Source organism: Lachnoclostridium sp. An14, assembly GCF_002160755.1.
GTDB lineage: Bacteria > Bacillota > Clostridia > Lachnospirales > Lachnospiraceae > Lachnoclostridium_A.
This window is the reverse complement of record NZ_NFLE01000005.1, coordinates 126,965-147,021: the sequence shown is the minus strand read 5'-3', so window position 1 is coordinate 147,021 and position 20,057 is coordinate 126,965. Positions and strand designations below refer to the sequence as shown.

The 20,057-nt window shown below is 56.4% G+C and carries 17 protein-coding genes, 1 pseudogene and 1 riboswitch; of the genes and pseudogenes, 2 read left to right on the top strand and 16 right to left on the bottom strand.

What is annotated here, in order from left to right; translation table 11 throughout:
• Positions 1-92: 92 nt before the first annotated feature.
• From B5E84_RS04900 to abc-f, 16 genes and pseudogenes are all read right to left on the bottom strand, one after another.
• Positions 93-964, bottom strand: a pseudogene (locus B5E84_RS04900) (tyrosine-type recombinase/integrase).
• A 209-nt stretch (positions 965-1,173) separates the two neighbouring features.
• Complete coding sequence (locus B5E84_RS04895; protein ID WP_087220037.1) at positions 1,174-2,532, bottom strand: alanine/glycine:cation symporter family protein; 1,359 nt, start codon at positions 2,530-2,532, stop codon at positions 1,174-1,176.
• 191 nt (positions 2,533-2,723) lie between these two features.
• Positions 2,724-2,824: riboswitch (glycine riboswitch) on the bottom strand.
• Positions 2,825-2,987: 163 nt separating this feature from the next.
• Positions 2,988-3,809, bottom strand: coding sequence for an amidohydrolase family protein (locus B5E84_RS04890; protein WP_087220034.1), 822 nt, complete (start codon positions 3,807-3,809; stop codon positions 2,988-2,990).
• A gap of 188 nt (positions 3,810-3,997) precedes the next feature.
• A complete protein-coding gene (locus B5E84_RS04885) occupies positions 3,998-5,026 on the bottom strand; it encodes an ABC transporter substrate-binding protein (RefSeq protein WP_330374174.1) in 1,029 nt (342 codons plus the stop codon).
• Entirely contained in the window at positions 5,023-5,805 is a 783-nt protein-coding gene (locus B5E84_RS04880) for an ABC transporter ATP-binding protein (protein ID WP_087220031.1), read from the bottom strand. Before B5E84_RS04880 ends, B5E84_RS04885 begins: the two co-directional genes overlap by 4 nt.
• Positions 5,792-6,559: an ABC transporter permease gene (locus B5E84_RS04875; RefSeq protein ID WP_087220029.1), complete on the bottom strand. Its 768-nt coding sequence runs from the start codon at positions 6,557-6,559 to the stop codon at positions 5,792-5,794. Before B5E84_RS04875 ends, B5E84_RS04880 begins: the two co-directional genes overlap by 14 nt.
• Positions 6,556-7,503 carry a hypothetical protein gene (locus B5E84_RS04870; protein WP_087220026.1) on the bottom strand — a complete coding sequence of 316 codons (948 nt, stop codon included), beginning with the start codon at positions 7,501-7,503 and terminating at the stop codon, positions 6,556-6,558. Before B5E84_RS04870 ends, B5E84_RS04875 begins: the two co-directional genes overlap by 4 nt.
• 223 nt (positions 7,504-7,726) lie before the next feature.
• Complete coding sequence (locus tag B5E84_RS04865) at positions 7,727-9,127, bottom strand: DUF4454 domain-containing protein (protein WP_143469173.1); 1,401 nt, start codon at positions 9,125-9,127, stop codon at positions 7,727-7,729.
• 392 nt (positions 9,128-9,519) lie between these two features.
• Positions 9,520-10,311 (bottom strand): RnfABCDGE type electron transport complex subunit B, encoded by a 792-nt coding sequence (locus B5E84_RS04860; protein WP_087220020.1) that lies wholly within the window; start codon positions 10,309-10,311, stop codon positions 9,520-9,522.
• A gap of 15 nt (positions 10,312-10,326) precedes the next feature.
• Complete coding sequence (locus B5E84_RS04855; protein ID WP_087220017.1) at positions 10,327-10,902, bottom strand: electron transport complex protein RnfA; 576 nt, start codon at positions 10,900-10,902, stop codon at positions 10,327-10,329.
• Between the two features lie 20 nt (positions 10,903-10,922).
• Positions 10,923-11,603, bottom strand: a complete 681-nt coding sequence (gene rsxE, locus B5E84_RS04850; protein ID WP_087220014.1) for an electron transport complex subunit RsxE — start codon at positions 11,601-11,603, stop codon at positions 10,923-10,925.
• A gap of 15 nt (positions 11,604-11,618) precedes the next feature.
• Positions 11,619-12,236: an RnfABCDGE type electron transport complex subunit G gene (locus B5E84_RS04845; RefSeq protein ID WP_087220011.1), complete on the bottom strand. Its 618-nt coding sequence runs from the start codon at positions 12,234-12,236 to the stop codon at positions 11,619-11,621.
• Positions 12,233-13,174 carry an RnfABCDGE type electron transport complex subunit D gene (locus B5E84_RS04840; RefSeq protein WP_087220008.1) on the bottom strand — a complete coding sequence of 314 codons (942 nt, stop codon included), beginning with the start codon at positions 13,172-13,174 and terminating at the stop codon, positions 12,233-12,235. The genes B5E84_RS04845 and B5E84_RS04840 overlap by 4 nt, the downstream gene beginning before the upstream one ends.
• Positions 13,175-13,187: 13 nt before the next feature.
• Positions 13,188-14,510, bottom strand: coding sequence for an electron transport complex subunit RsxC (gene rsxC, locus B5E84_RS04835; protein ID WP_087220006.1), 1,323 nt, complete (start codon positions 14,508-14,510; stop codon positions 13,188-13,190).
• A 781-nt stretch (positions 14,511-15,291) separates the two neighbouring features.
• Positions 15,292-15,756, bottom strand: a complete 465-nt coding sequence (bcp, locus tag B5E84_RS04830; RefSeq protein ID WP_162612806.1) for a thioredoxin-dependent thiol peroxidase — start codon at positions 15,754-15,756, stop codon at positions 15,292-15,294.
• 329 nt (positions 15,757-16,085) lie between these two features.
• Positions 16,086-17,624: a ribosomal protection-like ABC-F family protein gene (gene abc-f / locus B5E84_RS04825; RefSeq protein WP_087220000.1), complete on the bottom strand. Its 1,539-nt coding sequence runs from the start codon at positions 17,622-17,624 to the stop codon at positions 16,086-16,088.
• A gap of 645 nt (positions 17,625-18,269) precedes the next feature.
• Between abc-f and B5E84_RS04815 the strand changes: the two genes are divergently transcribed.
• Both B5E84_RS04815 and B5E84_RS04810 read left to right on the top strand, forming a co-directional pair.
• Entirely contained in the window at positions 18,270-18,734 is a 465-nt protein-coding gene (locus B5E84_RS04815) for a 3D domain-containing protein (RefSeq protein ID WP_242963298.1), read from the top strand.
• A gap of 433 nt (positions 18,735-19,167) precedes the next feature.
• The gene (locus B5E84_RS04810) at positions 19,168-19,881 is read left to right on the top strand and encodes a 3D domain-containing protein (protein WP_087219995.1); all 714 of its coding nucleotides are present in this window, start codon (positions 19,168-19,170) and stop codon (positions 19,879-19,881) included.
• Positions 19,882-20,057 lie beyond the last annotated feature (176 nt).

Below are 20,057 nucleotides of genomic sequence, written 5' to 3'. Positions count from 1 at the left end.
GGCAAAGAATCAGGTTATCGGCAAATTACATATAGGAATACGGGAAAAAATGTGCTATAATAGGGGCACTGATGAAGAATCAGTTAAGGGTTTTACAACAGAAGAACGATTCTGTTGTATCTTCCGCCAGCAAATCCAGCTGTTCCAGCTGCCTGAGATGGCTTTTTCCGCTCTCCATCGTATAAATCCTCGTCGTGTCAATGCTGCTGTGGCCCAGCACTTCAGAAAGGCGCAGCAGATCTTTTTCCTGACTGTAATACATTCTGGCGAACAGGTGGCGCAGATTGTGAGGGAACACCTTCTTCTTTTCCACCCCGGCCAGCATTGCCAGTTTTTTCATTTCCCTCCAGATATTGCTTCGGTCCATGGGATTTCCGTTTCTGGTGACAAAGATGATTCCCCGCAGGATATTCCGCCTGGCGGCGTAGTCCCGCAGCATCCGGCAGAGCTGGGCCGTCATGAAGATCCGCCTCACCTTTCCCTTACAGTCCACCTCGGCGCACTGCCGCTCCACCGCCTCCACCGTGATAAAGGGAAGCTCGGAAACCCGGATGCCGGTGGAACATAAGGTCTGCAAAAGCAGGCACATCCTCTCGTCCCCCTTTTCCCCGGCAACGCGAATCAGCCGGCGGTACTCCTCCTTTGACAGTTCCTTCTGCTCCGGACAGAATACCGACCGGCTGATCCTGATCAATCTCACTGTGCAGGAATCCCATGTTGCAAAGCGGAAAAAACTGTTGAGAGCCGCCAGCGCCCCGTTTACAGTCATGGGCGCCAGCTCCGTTTTCAGCTCCTCCTTCCAGTCCATCACCATCCCCTTGTGGATGGCCCGCCCGCCTGCGTACTCCTGAAACTGCCGCACATAATGGCAGTATTTCTGTATGGTACTCCTGCTTTTCTCATTTTCCCTCATCCAAAGCACGTAAGCGTCAACAAGCTGGTCTGTAATAATGTAAGTTTTCATTGATGATTCCCCTTCCCAGTCGCGGACCTGCGGCAGTCCGCCATTCTACTCTTATTAGACGAAGGGGTCAAAAGAACTTTTGTCCCCTTGCGGGCACCAGGGGCAGACATCCTTCCGCGGGCAAGCCCGCAAAAGACTCCTGCCATGTTATCCTGGTATCCTTATTATAGAGTCAATGTCTGAAAAAGGGTATGGAATATATTTCCAATTTAATTCTGGAACTTTTTGCAGATTTTTACCACCACGCCGCTCAATGCCCAGAGGGCGATGGCGTTGGGGATGACCATCAGTCCGTTAAAGAAATCGGACAGGGTCCACACCAGATCCACCTTCAGGGTGGAGCCCACCATCACGAAGGCCACCACCAGCAGGGAGTACACCACTCCCGCCTTTTCCCCGAACAGATACTTCATATTCACCAGGCCGAAGAAATGCCAGCCCAAAATGGTGGAAAAGGCGAAAAACAGCAGGCAGACCGCCACGAACACATCTCCGAATCCCGGGAAACTGGTGGCAAAGGCCGCCTGGGTCAGGGCCGTTCCCGTTTTTCCGGAATCCAGGACTCCCGTGGTCAAAATGGAAAATACGGTCAGATTCAAAATGATGAAGGTATCCACAAACACGCTGACCATGGCCGCCAGACCCTGCTCGTGAGGGTTCTTCGCCTTCGCTCTGGCGTGGGCGTGGGGGGTGGAGCCCATGCCGGCCTCGTTGGAAAACAGGCCTCTGGCCACGCCGAACCGGATGGCCTCCCGCACGGTGATTCCGATGGCCGCCCCGCCTAACGCCTGGGGATCAAAGGCCCCTACCACGATCATTTTGATGGCCGCCGGCACCTGGGTGATATGTAAGAAAATCAGGGCCAGGCTGCCCACAATATAGATACCCGCCATAAAAGGCACAATCTTTTCCACCACTGCCGCCAGACGGTTTACGCCGCCCAGGAAAATGAAGGCACACACCACTGCCAGGATCACGCCGATGTAAATGGGTTTCACCTCAACGCCTCTGGAAGTAAACACCTCTGAGAATGCCGCCCCGATGGAGTTGGACTGCACCATGTTTCCCATAAAGCCCAGGGCCAGCACGATGAACACCGCGAAACAGCCCGCCAGGAATCTTCCGAATTTCCCTGTAAATGCCGCCCGGATGTAGTATACCGGTCCGCCGGTCACCTCTCCGTGCTCCACGGTCTTATACTCCTGAGCCAGAGTGGCCTCGGCGTAGATGGTGGACATTCCAAAAAACGCGCTCATCCACATCCAGAAAATAGCTCCCGGACCGCCGCTGATGAGAGCGGTGGCCGCACCGGTTAAGTTTCCCGTACCCACCTGAGCCGCGATGGCCGTGGCTACAGACTGGAAGGGGGTCATCTCTCCTGCCTCTCCCTTTTCGCCCTTGAGACGCATATGTCCAAAGACCAGCTTACAGCCTTCCCCGAACTTCCGCACCTGGATAAACCGGAGCCGGATGGTGAAATAGATCCCCGTCCCGCACAGCAGGATAATGAGGATCACATTCCACAACACATCACTGGCCTGACTGACAATTTGACTGATAGTTTCCATACTCGTTCTTCCTCCTGATCTCACATAGATTGTCCGCCGATTGTGCACATCAGTTTCCTCGGCGCGCACATTCCGAGCACAAAAAAATGTGCACCGGAGCACATAACCGCCAGAGACCTCTGTTTTATCAGAAATTACGTTTTCTGTAAAACAAAAAAGCTGATATGTACATATCAGCTCTCTGAGAAAGTTTACACTGCCCTGTCCTTTTGCCTGAGAGATACAGCAGGTTCTTTTTCCTTCCTGCCTTACACCTTCGGCGCTCACACGGAGACTCTCCAGAGAGGTTGCCTTCCCTTTTGGAAAACAACTGCTATATACCATAGCACAGGCAACCCCCGTTGGCAAGTCTTTTTTGGGAAATTTTTCAGGAATTTCCCGGGATTTTTCAGGTTTCCCGGAGAAATGACGATTCCATTTCCAGGGCTTTCCCGTTTTCTGCCCCTTTTTCGGCGTTAAAACCCGTACACCTCCGCCGCGTTTCCTGAAAACACCGCCTCCCACCAGCGCTCCGGGATGATCCGTTTTGTAAATTCAATATAGTCCTCCAGATTCGCCAGGGGCCAGTCCGTACCGAACATCAGCTTTCCGTAGTCTCCCATATACCGCAGCCAGGTGTCCAGATAGGAAATGTAGCCGCCCTGCTCCCGGAAAAAATCCTCCATCACGATCCGTCCCTCCAGAAGGCCGGAGAGGTCGGCGCGCACGTTCTCATTTTTCCGCACCACACAGGCGGCATCCTGGAGCCAGGGATTCCCGAAATGGCACATCACAAACTGCACCCTGGGATGGGCGGCTGCCGCCTCGTCCATGGTCAGGGGGTGGCTGTACTTCAACACCGCCCCGGTCCCGGCCGTCTCTCCCATGTGGACAGCCACCGGTTTCCCGTAGGCCGCCGCCAGCTCGTAACACGGCCCGTACATGGGATCTGTAATATAGTAGGGATTGTAGCCGGGGTACAGCTTGATGCCAGCGCAGGTTTCCCGCTGCAAATGGCGCTCCACCAGGTCCCAGGCCTCAGCCGTGACCCGGCCGCCGCTCTCCTGGAGGTAGAAGCTGTCCAAGCCGATGCAGTAGCGCAGGTATTCCGGGTACTTTTCGTGCTCCTTCAGGGAAAGCACGCCGTTTCCCATCACCACGCCCCCGGCGATCCCCAGCCTGGCGTACTCCTTCCGCAGATGGCTTTCCGTATTTTCATGGCCCGCCGCCAGGGCGATCTCCTCAAAATATCCCGGCTCTCCCGGGCAAAAATGCAGATGCGCGTCGATGATTTTCATGGATGTCTCCTCCCTTTCCTGCCCCCTATCATAGCACAGACGGCGGAAAATGTAAAAGCATAGGAAAAACCGGCCCGCGCCAGCTTTCCCCCTTAAGCAGCATTCCATATAAAAGGAAAAGAGAGGGCCCGCCGCCCGCCGTTTCTCCGGCAGGCCGCCTCAGGCCCTCCCCATATCCCTTCTTTTATTTATTCCGCGCTCACAAACAGGGAATTCACATCCAGCTCGTTTTCAATCATTCCGGCCTCCAGCATGAAATCCGCCGTTTTCTGGAAACCGGCCCGGTCCGCGTCCGTCACTTCCAGGCTGAAATCATAGGCGCCGTACATACTCTCCACGGCCTCCCCGTCCAGATCCAGCTCCGCTGCCACCAGCTCCACCGTCTCCTCGTGGTTGTTCTCCATAAAACCGGCGATGGCCTGCTGGGCCGCCTCCAGCCGCTCCATGATCTCCGGGTGTTTCTCGTAGAAGGCTCCCGTCACCGCTACGGCGATGCCGGCGTCGATGAGGCCGTCCCCGTCAGTCACCAGATGATAGCCCAGCTGCTCCGCCTGGTAAGCGGTGGCTCCCGCCAGCATGGCCACGTCCAGGCTGCCACCCTCCAGTCCGGCCATGGCGTCGGGAATGGACATATTCACATAATTTACGTCGTCAACGGTCATATCCGCCGTAGCCAGATAAGCCGCCAGCAGCTCGTGCAGGTTCGTTCCCACCGGTCCTGCGATGGTCTTTCCCGCCAGGCTCTCCGGCGTGGTCAGGCTGTCGTCCTTGGTGTACAGGCAGAACGCCTTGGGGGAACGGCTGTACATATTGGTGACCTTGATGTCCGCCCCGTTGGCGGCGGAGAGAATCACGGAGCTGGCGCCCACAGCGTAGAGCACCTGTACATCCCCGGAGGCCAGGGCCTGGGTCTGATCCGCCCCGGAGGTGATCTCCGCGTACTCCACCTGGATTCCCAGATCCGCGAAGGCGTCCGCGAAAATGCCCTGGCTCTTTTCCACGATGCTGGGCACGTTTAAGGGGGAGGTCACATAGGTAACTACCAGTTTCTCCAGGCCAGAGCTCTCCGCAGCCCCGTCAGCCTCTCCCGCCGTTGTCTCCTGGGCGCTCTCCGCGGCCGCGGTAGTGGTCTCCTCTTTCTGGCCCGCGCAGCCCGCCAGGGCCGCCGCTCCCACGCTGACAGCCGTCAGCAATGCAAATACACGTCTTTTCATCATAAAAATCCTCCTAGTCTGTCTCTTGTTCCTTCTTGTTCATCTATGGAAACGGCGCTGCCGCTTTCCTCCTCCAAATGACGGATGATGTCCCGTTTCAGCCCGATAAAACGATCCTCCAGCAGGTTTCTCTCCTCGCCCGCCTCTCCGATCCCGTACTCCTTTTTCACCCGGCCCTTTTCGATGATCACGATTTTGTGCCCCAAAAGCAGGGCCTCGTCGATGCTGTGGGTGACAAAGAGAATGCTGCAGTTCTCCGCCTGCTGCACCCGCAGAAGCTCCTTCTGCATCTGTTCTCTGGTGAAATGATCCAGCGCCGCGAAGGGCTCGTCCATCATAATAAAGGACGGCCGGTAAGCCAGGGCGCGGGCCAGGGCCACCCGCTGCATCATTCCTCCGGAGAGCTGGGAGGGATAGGCCTTCTCAAACCGCTCCAGGCCCACTACCCGGAGGATTTCCTCCACCCGCTCCCCGCTCTCTCTCCGCTCTCTGCCCCGCAGGCCGAACAGGATATTTTTCCTCACGTCCAGCCAGGGCATGAGCCTGGGCTCCTGAAACACGAAGGCCGTCCGGTGGGAACCGGCAAACCGGATTTCCCCGGCATCCGCCTGCTCCAGGCCGCCGGTTAAGCGCAGCAGCGTGGTCTTCCCGCAGCCGCTCCGCCCCAGCACCACCGTGATCCGTTTCTCCGGGATGCGCAGGTCGATTCCGGTGAGAACCGGCAGCTTTCGCCCCTCCACCTCGTAGGACTTACACAGCCCCCTGATCTCAATCCCACCCATTTTCATACGTTCCTTTCAACAGTCTGCTGATGGCCAGCCCAAACAGCCGGTCCGTGACATAGCCCACGGCGCCGATCACCAGGATGCCCACGATCACCTTGTCCGTCCGGGACATCTGCTGGGCAAACAGGATCATGTGGCCCAGCCCCGTGGATGCCGCCACCATCTCCGCCCCGATGATGGCCCGCCAGCTGTAGCCCAGCCCGATGCGCATTCCCACCAGGATGTCCGCCGACGCGTAGGGCAGAACGATTTTCAGAAATTTCTCCCCACGCCCGTAGCCAAACATATCCCCCACCTCCATGAGTTTCCGGTCACAGCCCGTAAACCCTTTTACGATGTTTAAATACATGGGAAAAAAGGAGGCCAGCACGATGATCACCGTCTTTGTGGTCTCCCCGATGCCGCACCAGAGGATCAGCAGGGGAATCATGCTTAAAGGGGGCACATTCCGGAAAAACTGCACCAGATACTCAAAGTACGGCCCCGCCGCCGGCAGCACCGCCCGCGCCATCCCCAGTATAAACGCCAGGACAAAGGCGATGAAAAAGCCGCGGAACACCCGGGCCATGCTGATGGCCACATCCTCAAAGATCTCCCCGGACAGCCACATTTTCCGGAAACTGTCCAGCACCTTTCCCGGCGGCGGCAGTACGTAGGCGCTGAACAGCTCCATGCGGCAGATCCCGTACCACACCGCCAGAATCAGCAAAATCCCTGCCAGCGGCGGCAGAAACCGTTTCAGCCGGCTCACAGCCCTGTCACCCCGTCCCCGTTGTGACAGCCGCCGTCACAGTATAACAGCTCCACAAGCTTCACTCCCTTCCAACACTCCCGGCCCAGATACCGCTCCACCGCGTCCGGCCCGGTCACAGAATCCACCTCTCCCAGGGAGGAGAAAAATCCCGGCGGAATCGGGCTCTCCTCCAGCGTCCCGGCCTTCAGGCGATTGCCGTTTCCCGGCCCGCGGGACGGTTCCAGCCGCTCCAGCAGCCGGTTCCAGGGGATAAACTCCGTATCCGAAAGCCCCAGCTCATTCCCGGCGTCCGCCAGAGCCTGGCAGGGGGTGGTGATGATCTTCTTCTCTCCCCAAAGCTCCGGCCGTCCGGCGATCTCCCTGGCACAGTGAAGAAGAATGGGCTCAATGGCAGGTACGGCCAGGCTGCCGGACGGCTCCGGGCCGTCTTTCGTCCGCCCCGCCAGGGAGGCGGACGGTTCCCGGCCGTCTTCTGCCAGCCCCGCCAGGGAGGCGGATGGTTCCCAGCCGTCTTTTGCCAGCCCCGCCAGGCTGCCGGACGGCTCCGGGCCGTCCTTCGTCCGCCCCGCCAGGGAGACAGACATTTCCCGGCCGTCTTCCGCCAGCCCCGCCAGGGAGACGGACATTTCCCGGCACTCCCGCGGCCGTTCCCTCCAGCAGCTCTCCTCCCGTTCTCCCGCCGTTCCCATGGATTCCGGACAGGCCGCCCAGCATTCTGAGTGAGCAGCGCCTCTTTTTAGCCGCCGCTCCACCTCCGGACAGCGCACATCCGCCACTGTACCGCCGCCGCTCTCCGCCAGCCGGCGGTACTTCTCCCGGACGACGGCGCCCCAGTCCGTCTCACAGAATACCCGGCAGAGCCGGTGGCGCTCCAGAAAAGCGGCCAGTTCCTCCCCGGCATACATCCGGTCCACCACCGGATTAATCAGTATATAAGTCAATGGTTCCTTCCTCCGTCGTCCCTTTGATTGATTTCCGTTCATCGGAGTTGATTGTAGTTAGTTTTAATTAACTTCCATAATCCTACCAAAATACTATGGAATTGTCAACCAAAATTCCGCGCCAACTGCAAACATTTTTATGGCCCGTTCTTTCGTGGTTCATTCTGCGGCCGTTCTGCCACCGCTATGACCATTCGCCGCCGTCCTTTCGATGGATTTCCGCCTAATCCCCAAAATAGTACAGGGCCTTGAGATACCCCTTCTCGTCAAACACCGGTTTATTGCCGGAATAATCGCTGGTATTGCCCGCGTCCTCAGCCTCATAGCGGATTCTCCGAAAAACTCCCGGCACCTGGGCGGAACGGTTGCCATCCATGGTGAAATAATTGCCATATTCCTCCTCCGCTCCCTTCAGAACGCAGACCGGCCCCTTATAGACCGGGCAGAATAAGGTATCGGCGCTGTTATGCCAAAGGCTGTAGCTGCCCTTATCCAGTTCATAGGATAAAAAATAATAATCCGGCTCTCCGTTTCCCGCCTCCCCTTCCTCTAAGGCCGTCAGCATACAGTCCCCGTAATTCGGGTTGTCGGAACGGGCTGCCACCGCTTGTTTGCCGTTCAGAGCGTCCAGAGTCAAAATGACGGTTTTTCCCTGCTCCATCACCTGCTCATATTCCTCCCCGGTCATGGTCACCGGCAGGGCAATCTCCCCTGGGACTTCATAATAGATTCCCCGATCCTCTGCCCGTTCCGCATCCGCCGAAAAGGTGACCCAGATCTCCCCGGAATCCGGCAGCAGGCTCTGATAGGGGGTCTCCGGCAGGCCTTCCCAGGTCTCTTTATAGGCGGCTGCGTCCTCATCCTCCTTCATGTCCTCCTGTTCCTTGAGAAAAGCAATATTCCTCCGAAACAGGCCGGACAGCCGCTCCTCAGAGAAGTCCTCCGGGGATACGGTTTTCCGATACCAGGGCTGCTGCTCAAAATACGCCGACAGCTCCGGCGAATCAAAGCCTCTGCCCAGAATCGCGTAATACTGGTTCCGCAAAATTTTCAGCTCCGCCTTTGTCAGCCCATTGGTGTCCGCGGCATTGACCAGTCTGGTAAGGAGCTCCGGACAAAACAGGCTGTCCGTGGGATAATAGGTGCCGTTCACCTGCCCGGCATCCAACGCTCCGTCCTCTCCCGCCTGGATGAGCTCCGCCTGAATCGCTCCGTTTTCCAGAAATGTGACCTTCAGCTCTGATCCGGCACCGTCTTGGCCCTCCATTGTATAGACGGGTGTTCCCGGATCATAGTCCAGCGTATAGGTGTCCAGGATCGCACTCTGCCAATCCCCATTTTCCACTTCCTTTAACATCACCATCAGACGGTTCCGATGCAGCCGTTCTCCCGGCAGCACCTCCAGCTGCCGCTCATAATTTCCCGCCTGAAAATAAGTCCCGCAGCAGGCCTTCGCCTCCGCCGTGATCTCCCGCTCCTCCGGCGGCGCAGCCGGGGCTGTTTCTCCCTGCATTTCCTCCTCTGTCTCCGCCGCGGCCGACGTCCGATCCGTCACAGGCCCTTCCGCCGCCTGGCATCCCGCCATCCACAACACTGCCATCAAGATCAGCCACTGTTTTTTCATCCCGTTTCCTCTCCTTTCTCTGACTGTTCTGCCAATACGCTCCATTTCTTTTATTGTAGCAGGCCCGGGCGTTTCCGTCCTTACTCTCCCCTTAATTCTTTCTGACATTTTCGCAGCACGCGGCAGCCAGTTTCCCTTGCGCGGAGTGTGCCTCCCGCCGGAGTCCTCCGCGTCATAGCTCCCCCAGTTCTCTACGCCACATCCCCAGCTTTCTCCACTGTAAAAAAGTGTGCGCTTGGCGTACACTCGCGCCGGAGCGCGGCTGCGTCAGCAGCCATATTCCTCTGCGCGGAGTGCGCCTCCCGCCGGAGGCTTTTGTGTCATAGGGAACGCAGTTTCCTATGACACAAAAAAAGGGAACCCCTCCCGGAGTTCCCTCTCACCTATTTTCCTTACTGGATCACCTTCACCGGGCACTTTTCTGCGCATTTGCCGCAGTTGGTGCACTTCTCGTAGTCGATGACCGCCACGTTGTTGTCCATGTGAATGGCGTCGAATTCGCACTGTTTCGTGCACAGCGTACAGCCGATGCAGCCAACCTCGCATTTTGCCTTCACATCCTTGCCCTTGTCATGGGAAGAACACTGTACCAGATGCTTCGCGTCGTAGGGTACCAGCTCAATCAGATTCTTCGGGCAGGCAGCCACACAGGCGCCGCAGGCCACACATTTCTCCTTGTCCACCACAGCGATGCCGTCGATCACCTCGATGGCGCCGAACTGGCAGGCCTTCACGCAGGAGCCAAAGCCCATACAGCCGTAGGAGCAGGCCTTCGGACCGGCGCCGGGCGTTACCATCGCCTTGCGGCAGTCCTCAATGCCGGAGTACTGATACTGATTTTTCGCCTTGTCACAGGTGCCCTTACATTTTACAAAGGCCACCTTCTTCACGCCGGCCGCCGCGTCCACGCCCATGATGGCCGCGATCTTCTCCGCTACGGGAGCGCCGCCTACGGGACAGGCGTTTACAGGAGCCTCGCCTGCGGCGATGGCCTTTGCCAGAGCGTCACAGCCCGCGAAACCGCAGCCGCCGCAGTTGTTTCCCGGCAGCTCCTCGCGGACTGCCATTTCCTTCTCGTCTACTTCTACCTTAAACGCCTCGCCGAAGATCCCCAGGCCGAAACCAACTACGATTCCGACCGCGGCCACTACGGCGGCAGCGATAACGATTGCCATAATATTCATTTTCGTCTCCTCCCCTTACAGTAATCCGGAAAATCCGAAAAATGCGATTGCCATCAATCCCGCGGTTACCAGTACGATGGGAGATCCCTGGAAGTTGTGCGGAATGTCGTTCCCCTCGATGTGCTCACGGATACCCGCTAACAGCACGATGGCAATGGTGTAGCCGAGAGCCGTACCCACGCCGTTTACCACGCTCTGAAGAAAGCTGTACTCATACTTTACGTTGTTTAACGCAACGCCCAGCACGGCGCAGTTGGTGGTGATCAGGGGCAGGTACACGCCCAGGGCGTTGTACAGGGACACCATGCACTTCTTTAAGAACATCTCCACGATCTGCACCAGGGCGGCGATCACCAGGATGAATACAATGGTGTTCAGCCAATCCAGGCCCAAGGGCTCCAGCACGAACTCATAAATGAGGCTGGCCACGATGGACGCGATCGTGATAACGAAGATAACCGCACCGCCCATTCCTGCGGAGGTGCTGACCTTCTTGGAAACGCCGACGAAGGAACAGATTCCAAGGAACTGGCTCAGTACGACGTTGCTGACAAGCGCGGAGCTTATCGCGATAATGAGTAACTCTACCATCTATTTCCCCTCCTCTTTCCTTACTCGGCCTTTGCCTGGTCATGTCCGGCACAGCTTAAGCAGTCGCCGTTACAGCCGCTGGATTTCTTTTTCTTCTTCACGTTGGTCGCGCAGGGCGCTTTCAGCTTGTTCTGCAGGGCAGTCAGCATAGCCAGCACGAAGAACGCTCCCGGAGCCAGGATGAAAATGGAGATCGGGGTGTAGGAGGCCGGCATAATGGTGATGCCGAAAATGCTGCCCGCGCCCAGAATCTCACGGAAACCGCCGATCAGTACCAGGGCAACGGTGAATCCCAGGCCCATTCCGATTCCGTCAAAGGCGGAAACGATGGGGCCGTTCTTCATGGCATACGCCTCGGCACGGCCAAGAATGATACAGTTTACAACGATCAGGGGAATGTAGATTCCCAGAGCGCTGTATAAGGACGGCACAAAGCCCTCCATCAGCATATCCACGATGGTAACCATGGATGCCACGACCACGATCTCCCCCGGCAGGCGGAGACGGTCGGGAATGACCTTTCTGAGGGCGGCGATGATTAAGTTTGCCGCCACCAAAACCGCGGTAGTGGAAAGTCCCATGCCCAGTCCGTTGATGGCGGAGGTCGTTACCGCCAGGGTGGGACAGAGGCCCAGCATCTGAACGAAGATCGGGTTCTCCTTCCAGATACCGTTATAAATACGTTCTGTATACTTGTTCATCTATCTCTCCACCTCCTACTCGGCAATGCAGTTGTTTACAAAGTAAGCCGCAGCGTTTAACGCGCCGGTCACAGCGCTGGACGTGATGGTCGCGCCGCTGATGGCCTGCACCTGGTTGTCCGCGGACGCGGTGGTCTTGGTCACCTCAAACACATCCGCGATGCTCTTGCCCGGAAACTGATTCTTAAACTCCGGCTCCTGGGCCTTCATACCAAGGCCAGGGGTCTCAGACAGGGTCAGGAATCCCACGCCGGTGAGAGCGCCGTCGCTGGTAACGCCTACGGAGATCTGCACAGTGCCGCCGTAGCCCTCAGCGGAGCTGGCGGTGATCATGTAGCCGATCACGTTTCCGGAGGCGTCCTGAGCCTCCATGGCACCATCCACAGATACAGAGCCAAAGCCCTGGGCCGCGATGGTATCGGCGCTGCTCTCCACAGCCGCCGTCAGAGCGTCTGTCGTCACGAAATTCGTGGCGTCGGGAAATACCTCCCGGTAGGTGGCGTTTGCCGCCTCCTGCTGTGCCTTCGCGATGGGCTCCAAAGTGATCTCATGGACAGCGCCCAACAGCGCGCCGGCCACCAGGGTGATCACAAACAGCATGATCGCGTCTTTTACAATTCCCTTCATGTTCATGCTTTTTTGCCCTCCTTTCCAAATGCCTTGGGAAGTGTCATCTTCTCAATCATCGGCATACAGAGGTTGCTTAAAATGATGGCGTAGGACACGCCCTCCGGAGAACCGCCCCACAGACGGAAGATACCGGTTAACAGGCCCAAAAGGATGCCAAACACCACCTGCCCCTTCTTGGTGATGGGGCTGGTCACGTAGTCGGTGGCCATGAAGAACGCGCCGAAGATCAGACCGCCGGCACAGATCTGGTTCACCGTATAAGTAACGTCAAAACCGCCAAAAATAAATACGAACACCGCCACGGTCCCGATGTAGATTAAGGGGATCCTGGGGCTGATGACCTTTCTCACGATCATGTAGATAGCGCCGATTAACAGGGCGATCACGGAAACCTCACCGATGGTTCCGGGGATCTTACCCACAACCATGGCCGCCAGATCCACCTGGCTGCCGGCTCTCATCGCCGCGAGGGGGGTCGCTCCGGACACGCTGTCAAAGCCCAGCTTCGCGGAGGAGAAATTGTTCATATTTCCCGCGAAGGAGATCAGCAGGAAACATCTGGCCGCCAGAGCCGGGTTCATGAAGTTCTGTCCCAGTCCGCCGAACAGCTGCTTTACCACAATAATGGCAAACACGCCGCCTAACATAGGCATCCAGATCGGGATCTCCGGAGGCATATTGAGGGCCAGGATGATACCGGTCACCACGGCGCTGCCGTCAGCGATGGTGATAGGCTTTCCCATTCCCTTTTCCCAAACGTACTCGCTGAGCACACAGGCCGCTATGGTAGCAACCACCACTGCCAGCGCATAAAGTCCAAACTGATAAACGCCCCATACCGTCGCAGGAATCAACGCGATCACCACGTCAAACATGAGGTTCTTTGTCGTCACCTTATCCCGGACATGAGGGGATGACGATACGTGCAACATATTATTCATTGTCTTCCGCCTCCTATTTCTTCCTGCGGTTAGCCGCAACCACTTTTCTCATTTCCTTGAACGCCTGGGTGAGCGGACGTTTCGCCGGACAGATGAACGCACAGCTGCCGCACTCCACACACTCCATGCCGTTTAATTTCTCAAAGGACTCGGCGTCGTTGTTCACCGCCGCTCTCATCATCAGCACCGGAACGATGTTGCTGGGGCAAACGTCCACGCAGCGTCCGCAGCGGATGCAGGGAGTGGGCTCGTTGGCCGCCACCTCGTCCTTGCTCATGCAGGTAAGGGCGGAGGAATTCTTCATCACGGGAGCGTGGAAATCAAACATGGCCTGTCCCATCATGGGGCCGCCGTTGATCACCTTCTCCGGCTCGGTCTTAAAGCCGCCGGCTGCCTCGATCAGCTCCTCGTAGTTGGTGCCCAGTTTCACGTTGAAGTTCTGGGGCTCGGCGATGGCGTCGCCGGTCACGGTGATGATCTTTCTCATAAGCGGGGTGGATTTGCAGACCGCATTATATATAGAAATAACAGTATCCACATTGTCCACGATGCAGCCCGCGTCCGCCGGAAGCATGGAGGAATTTACCTTCCTGCCGGTCACGGCGTAGATCAGGGAACGCTCGCCTCCCTGGGGGTACTTGGTCAGCAGCGGACAAACGGAAATCTTCGGCTCGTCCTTTACTAACTCCGTCAGCTTTTTGATCGCCTCCGGCTTGTTGTTCTCAATGCCGATCACACCTTTGGCGTTCTCAAACAGGCGCAGGATCACCTTTAAGCCGCCCACCAGTTTCTCCGGCTCCTCGATCATCAGCCGGTAGTCGCTGGTCAGATAGGGCTCACACTCTGCCCCGTTCACGATCACGTAGTCGATCTTCGCGTCGTCCTTCGGCGTCAGCTTTACGTGAGTGGGGAAACCTGCTCCGCCCAGACCCACGATGCCGGCGTCCTTTACGATCTTCCGGATCTCCTCCTTGGAAAGCGCCGTATAATCACGGTCCTCGCCGACGCCCTCCACGGTCTTGTACTCGCCGTCATTTTCCACGACGATGGAATTCACCATGGCTCCGTTCGCCACTCTCCTCGGCTCTACGGCCTTCACCGTACCGGACACGGAACACACCACGTTCGCGGAAATGAAACCGCCTGCCTCCGCGATGATCTGGCCTGCAAGCACCTGGTCACCCTTCTTCACCAAAGGATTCGCGGGCGCGCCGATGTGCTGGGACAGGGGGAATACCAGCTCTCCCTTGGGCATCAGCACCTGTACCGGCTTGCTCTCCGACAGTTCTTTTCCCTCGTAGGGGTGAACGCCGCCTTTAAATGTAGCCAATCCCATTTAACTAACCCTCTTTCTTTTCTTATCTTTCGGCAATTAACGTACCGCAGGCTTTACCTTAACCCAGAACCATTATGCTAAGGTAAAGCCTGATCTTGCCATCGTGGTTAGTATATCATATTTTCCTTTGATTCTCAAACGCTTTTTTTATATTGTATACAGTATATTAATAGGAGAGCCGCCTGCAGTTCACCATTTTTCCCAATCATTTCCCGGAAATCCTGTTAAAAAAATTACAGCCTTGTTTTCCAGAAAAAACAATATTTCTCCCCGTTCCGGCTTTTTCTTTCCTTTTTTTCATATTTTCGTAATTTCTTTGGCTTTCTTCGTTATTTTTTTATCATTCTCGCAGGAAAGTTTATCGGCTTATTTATTTTTCATAAATCTTTTATTAAAAACTTTAATAAATAAAAAGTGTGCCCTTGGCGCTCAATGGCGCCGGGGCGCGGCTGCGTCAACAGCCATATGCCTCCCCGCGGAGTGTGCCTCCCCGCGGAGGCGGGTTCCATCCGTCCGCCCTCTCTATCCACTCCCCAGGGCCAAATACACGGAATGAGGCCTTCCCGCGAGCATCACTCCCGCAGAAAAGCCTCATCCGCTACAATTCTAATTGCCATTAGGTTGTAAAAAGGAAATTATGAAAATAGTCCCACAGAACCGGCCGCCGAAAGGGCGGTGATGAGTGTAGTGCATCAAGGAATTTCGATTCTTGATTTGCCCCTCCGCCGGGGACCGCAGGATTCCTTTTCATCCATGTCAGCAGCCTGCCCTTCGCAGGCCGTCACTCCATCTTCTGGAGATAGTCCAGGATCTCCTGGGCGTTGGTATCCGGTTTCGCCTTGGGCCAAACCTGCTCTACCTTTCCGTCGCTGCCGATCAAAAAGGTGGAACGCACCACTCCCATGGACACCTTGCCGTACAGTTTCTTCTCCTGCCAGACGCCGAAGGCCTGGATAGCCGTAAGCTCCGGATCGGAAAGCAGGGTAAACGGCAGGCTGTGCTTGTCCGCAAACCGTCTGTGGGACGCCTGGCTGTCCTTGCTGATTCCAAGCACCGGGATGCCCAGGCTCTCAAAATGGGGATGAGCCGCGCCGAAGGCGCAGGCCTCTCTCGTGCAGCCGGGGGTGTTGTCCTTCGGATAGAAATACACCACCACTCTGCGGCCCCGAAACTCAGACAGACGGACCATCTTTCCGTCCTGGTCGGGAAGTTCAAAATCCGGCGCCAGTTCGCCGGGAGTTAGGATTGCCATTGGCAGCTCGCCTCTTTTCTGAAATGTTCGTGCCAGGCACGATCCATATTTTCCTCGTTATTACACCATCTCGACTGCGTCTCGATGGGGTTTCTCGTCAAACGTGGATTCGTGCAAGCACGATCCATGCTTTCCTCGTTATTATACCATCTCGACTTGCGTCTCGATGGGGTTTCTCGTCAAATATGGATTCATGCAAGCATGATCCATATTTTCCTCGTTATTATACCATCTCGACTTTCGTCTCGATGGAGTTTCTCGTCAAACGTGGATTCGTGCAAGCACGATCCACGCTTTCCTCGTTATTATACCACACTTCCCGCTTATTGCAAACCGATTTCTGTAAATTCCGCTCCAACGCGCTCCAAAAAGGCACGGTCGTGCTCCACCAAAAGCAGGGTGGGGGAAAAGTTTAAAATCAGATCCTCGATCTGCTGGCGGGAGAAGACGTCGATGTAGTTTAAAGGCTCGTCCCACAGATAGAGGTGGGCCTGGCTGCAAAGGCTCCCGGCTAAAAGCACCTTCTTTTTCTGCCCGGCGCTGTAGTCCGCCATATCCTTTTCAAATTGCTCCCTGGAAAAATCCAGTTTCCGCAGAAGGGCCTTTAACAGGCTCTCCTCAATCCCCCTCTCCCTGGCAAACTCCCTTAAGGAGCCCCGCAGAAAGGAGGCGTTCTGGGGAACGTAGGAGATAATCAGGCCGCTGCCCGTCTCCACCTGCCCCTCCAGGATCCTGGCGGCGCCGGAAACCGTCCCCAAACCGCCGTCCCTAGTTTCGCAGGCGGCCAGAATGGTCTTTAACACGCTGCTCTTTCCGCAGCCGTTTTTGCCGCAGAGGGCCATCCTCGCCCCGTTTTTTACCTGGAAGGTGACGCCGGAGCAGACCGTTCTCTCCCCGTAGGCCAGAGACAGGCCTGAAACGGAGACTAGGGTTTCCTTGCGGTACGTCAGAGGAAAGAGTTTCACCTCCTCCGCCGTCTCCACATCCTTTAAAAGGCCCCGTTTTTCCTCCAGATCCCGCTCCCGCCGTTTCTCCAGGCTCTTGCGGCGCATCTGCATTTTCCGGGATTTTTCCCCCACGTAGGCCCGGCCCACACTCTGGGTGGCGTACACCGCCGACTTTTTGCCGATCTTAGTGGACTCCACGTCGTCCGCCCAGTTCCCCGCCTGTCTGGCGGCCACGGCGAGGCGGCCGATTTCCTTTTTCAGTTTTTCATTTTTCCGCAGCTCGAAACCGTCCTGTTTCTCCTTATTTTCCTGCCAGGAGGAAAAATTCCCCCGCTGCACCTGAATGGTAGCGCGGTTTAGCACCAGCACATGATCCACGCAGGCATCCATAAACGCCCGGTCGTGGGACACCAGGATAAAGCCCTTTTTTCCGTTTAGATACCGGGCCACCGCCGCTCTGGCGTTCATATCCAGGTGGTTGGTGGGCTCGTCGATGAGAAGGAACCCGTTTTCCCTGGAAAAAAGCAGGGCCAAAAGCGCCTTAGTCTGCTCCCCGTTTGACAGGGTGGCGAAGGGGCGGTATAAAATCTCCTCCCCCAGCTCCAGCCCCGCCAGCTCCTTCTTAAACCGCCACAGCTCACAGTCCGGCTGGATGAGATAGGCCAGGTCGATGGTGTCCAGGCTCTCGTCCGCCACGGGACAGGGAAAATATTCAAATTCCACAGAGGCCGAGATCCGTCCCTCATACTCGTACTTTCCCATGAGCAGGTTTAAAAATGTGGTCTTTCCCTTTCCGTTCCTGCCGATCAGCCCCAGTTTCCAGTCTGTATCCACCTGAAAGCTGGCATGATCAAAAATCACATCCGGACTCCCCTCGTAAGAAAACGTAAGTCCGGTCACGTCAATCAATGACATATGAAACCTCCATTTCCCCGCGGCTGCCGGAAACCGCCCCTCAAGCCGCCATGCCGCCGGATGGAAATCCTTTCATTCCCGCGCCGGAATCCCGCCGCGAAAACCAGCCGGTTCCTGTCTCCGCCCGGTACTGCCCCGTCCGGAGCAGGCACCGCCGGAAACTTTTGTGCCATAAGGAACGCAGTTTCTTATGACACAAAAAAAGCGGCCGGAACGCTCTCATTCCTCCGCTTAAACCAGACTTTCGCCTGTTCCGGTATCTGAATGATTTCCTTCCTGCATAGGCACAGCCCACCTGCGGATACAAGTTCCCCGCCGCAGACGCTGTCTGTTTTCATTACTGAAACATTCTGCAAGAAGTAATAATCATTCTGACACCTCACTTTCCTAAATCTGTTCCCAGTATGCCAGAGAGTGGGGCAAAATGCAAGCATTTTCTTGACATTTAATATTTTTGTAATATAATGGAAACAGGTTCTAACACTTGTAACAGTTTAGTCATGCAGAACCATAGGGCAAAAGGCTGCGTGGGAACTTGTTCACGGAGCAGTTTTTTGCCCTATGGTTCTATAGGGCGAACGCCCGACATGACTGAGCTGTTACAAAATTGTAACAATCTAATAATAAAGAATTGCGAGGTACTTTATGAACAACCTGCACCGATACGCGCGGTTGGCGGCCGTCACGGCAGCCATGGCAGCCTGTTTCTCCTTCCCGGCCTTTGCCGCGGAGCGCTCCGACGATGTCACCGGACCCGGTGTCCAGATGGAACAGGCAGCTGAGGAGGAGAATCCCGCCGAGGACGCGGAGCCTGAAAAAGGCGAGCTCCTGGGAGTTTTCACCACCACCGGCTATTGCAACTGCGAAAAATGTTCCGGCGGCCACGCCCTGACCTACTCCGGCACCGTTCCCACCGCGAAGCACACCATCTCCGCCGATTTAAACCAATATCCCATTGGTACGAAACTGTGGATCGACGGCACCGTCTACACCGTGGAGGATATGGGCAGCTCCGTAAAGGGCAACTGGATCGACATTTTTTACGGTTCCCATGAAGAAGCCTTGGAGCACGGAATGCGCTCTCAGGAAGTATACGCAGTTATAGAATAAGTTCCTTTTTACGAATGAAAACGATGGGAGACCGCTCTCCCGTCGTTTTTTTGCCATAGTGGGAAACCGCGTTCCTCATGGCGAAAAAACTCTGGCGGGACACGCGCTCCGTCCACAGGAAGATGGCTGCCAATGCGGCCGCGCTCCGGCGCGGGCGTACACTGCTGCGCTCACGCTTTTATTCCTAAAATGCGTGCCAAACGGCGGCTGTGCCGGCAGCCCATTTTCTGCCTTCGCAACCGTCCTCCACCGCAGCCGGTTTTTAGCGGAAACCGGCGCGAAACCCAGCCTTTTTCCCCTTTCTTCCGGCCTCATTCCCCCACTTTCGGCCAATTTACCCTTGACAAAAGAAAAAAACGGTGTAAAATATACCCTTGTGCGTAAAAATATTACATTTTTGTTACATTGTTTACGAAAAAGTGAGGTATGTATTATGAAACATAAATTCCTGTTAATAATTGCCGCGGCCTTTGTTTTAAATCTGGGAATCTTCTCCACGACGGCCTTCGCCGCCAGCTACACCGGCCACCTGGACGGGGTGTCCGGGGACACCATTTCCGGCTGGGCCTGGGACAGCGAGAATCCCCAGGCAGACGTGGACGTGACCGTGGTGATCAAAAACAGCGCCGACGGCTCCGTGATCCGGGAAGTGAGCGAGGACGCGGACGACTACTACAGCCATCTGGAAACCCAGGGCATCGGCACCGGAAATTACGGATTCTCCGTAAACGCCGCCCTGTCCTCCCTTCCCGACGGCAGCTACCTGGCGGAGGCCTATGCCAACGGCTCCAAGCTCCCCAACTCCCTGCTCCTGGAGAAATCCCAGGGCACAGTGACTGCCTCCTCCGCGGCCTCCCTCCGCTCCCTGGGCGTGTTCTACACCACCGCCTACTGCCCCTGCTACAGCTGTTCTGAGGGCTGGGGACGGCACACCTCCACCGGGGCCATCGCCACTGCCGGACACACCATCGCCGTGGACCCGCGGGTAATCCCTTACGGCAGCCGGGTGATGATCAACGGCACCGTCTACACCGCGGAGGACCGGGGCGGCGGCGTCAAGGGAAATCACATCGACATTTTCTTTGACACCCACGGGGAGACGAGACAGTACGGCACCCGGAACGTGGAGGTATTCCTGCTGCAGTAGGCAGAATTCGAGAGGTTTCCGGCCCTTTACGCATTTACGGATGCCTGGAACCTCCGGAAAATTTACGGATTCTTTCATGGATGTTTCACAGAAGCATTTCCAGAAAAACCAGAAAAAGAAGTTCCTTTAATTAGGAAGAAACGAGTTTTTCCGGCAGAAATTCCGGCAACGGTTCC

Excerpts from the sequence above, each read along its gene's own strand:
- B5E84_RS04840 (WP_087220008.1), bottom strand. The coding sequence starts at position 13,174 with ATGAATAATATGTTGCACGTATCGTCATCCCCTCATGTCCGGGATAAG.
- B5E84_RS04855 (WP_087220017.1), bottom strand. The coding sequence starts at position 10,902 with ATGGTAGAGTTACTCATTATCGCGATAAGCTCCGCGCTTGTCAGCAAC.
- B5E84_RS04895 (WP_087220037.1), bottom strand. The coding sequence starts at position 2,532 with ATGGAAACTATCAGTCAAATTGTCAGTCAGGCCAGTGATGTGTTGTGG.
- rsxE (WP_087220014.1), bottom strand. The coding sequence starts at position 11,603 with ATGAACAAGTATACAGAACGTATTTATAACGGTATCTGGAAGGAGAAC.
- B5E84_RS04845 (WP_087220011.1), bottom strand. The coding sequence starts at position 12,236 with ATGAACATGAAGGGAATTGTAAAAGACGCGATCATGCTGTTTGTGATC.
- B5E84_RS04885 (WP_330374174.1), bottom strand. The coding sequence starts at position 5,026 with ATGATGAAAAGACGTGTATTTGCATTGCTGACGGCTGTCAGCGTGGGA.
- abc-f (WP_087220000.1), bottom strand. The coding sequence starts at position 17,624 with ATGTCATTGATTGACGTGACCGGACTTACGTTTTCTTACGAGGGGAGT.
- B5E84_RS04880 (WP_087220031.1), bottom strand. The coding sequence starts at position 5,805 with ATGGGTGGGATTGAGATCAGGGGGCTGTGTAAGTCCTACGAGGTGGAG.
- B5E84_RS04865 (WP_143469173.1), bottom strand. The coding sequence starts at position 9,127 with ATGAAAAAACAGTGGCTGATCTTGATGGCAGTGTTGTGGATGGCGGGA.
- rsxC (WP_087220006.1), bottom strand. The coding sequence starts at position 14,510 with ATGGGATTGGCTACATTTAAAGGCGGCGTTCACCCCTACGAGGGAAAA.
- B5E84_RS04810 (WP_087219995.1), top strand. The coding sequence starts at position 19,168 with ATGAAACATAAATTCCTGTTAATAATTGCCGCGGCCTTTGTTTTAAAT.
- B5E84_RS04860 (WP_087220020.1), bottom strand. The coding sequence starts at position 10,311 with ATGAATATTATGGCAATCGTTATCGCTGCCGCCGTAGTGGCCGCGGTC.
- B5E84_RS04890 (WP_087220034.1), bottom strand. The coding sequence starts at position 3,809 with ATGAAAATCATCGACGCGCATCTGCATTTTTGCCCGGGAGAGCCGGGA.
- B5E84_RS04815 (WP_242963298.1), top strand. The coding sequence starts at position 18,270 with ATGAACAACCTGCACCGATACGCGCGGTTGGCGGCCGTCACGGCAGCC.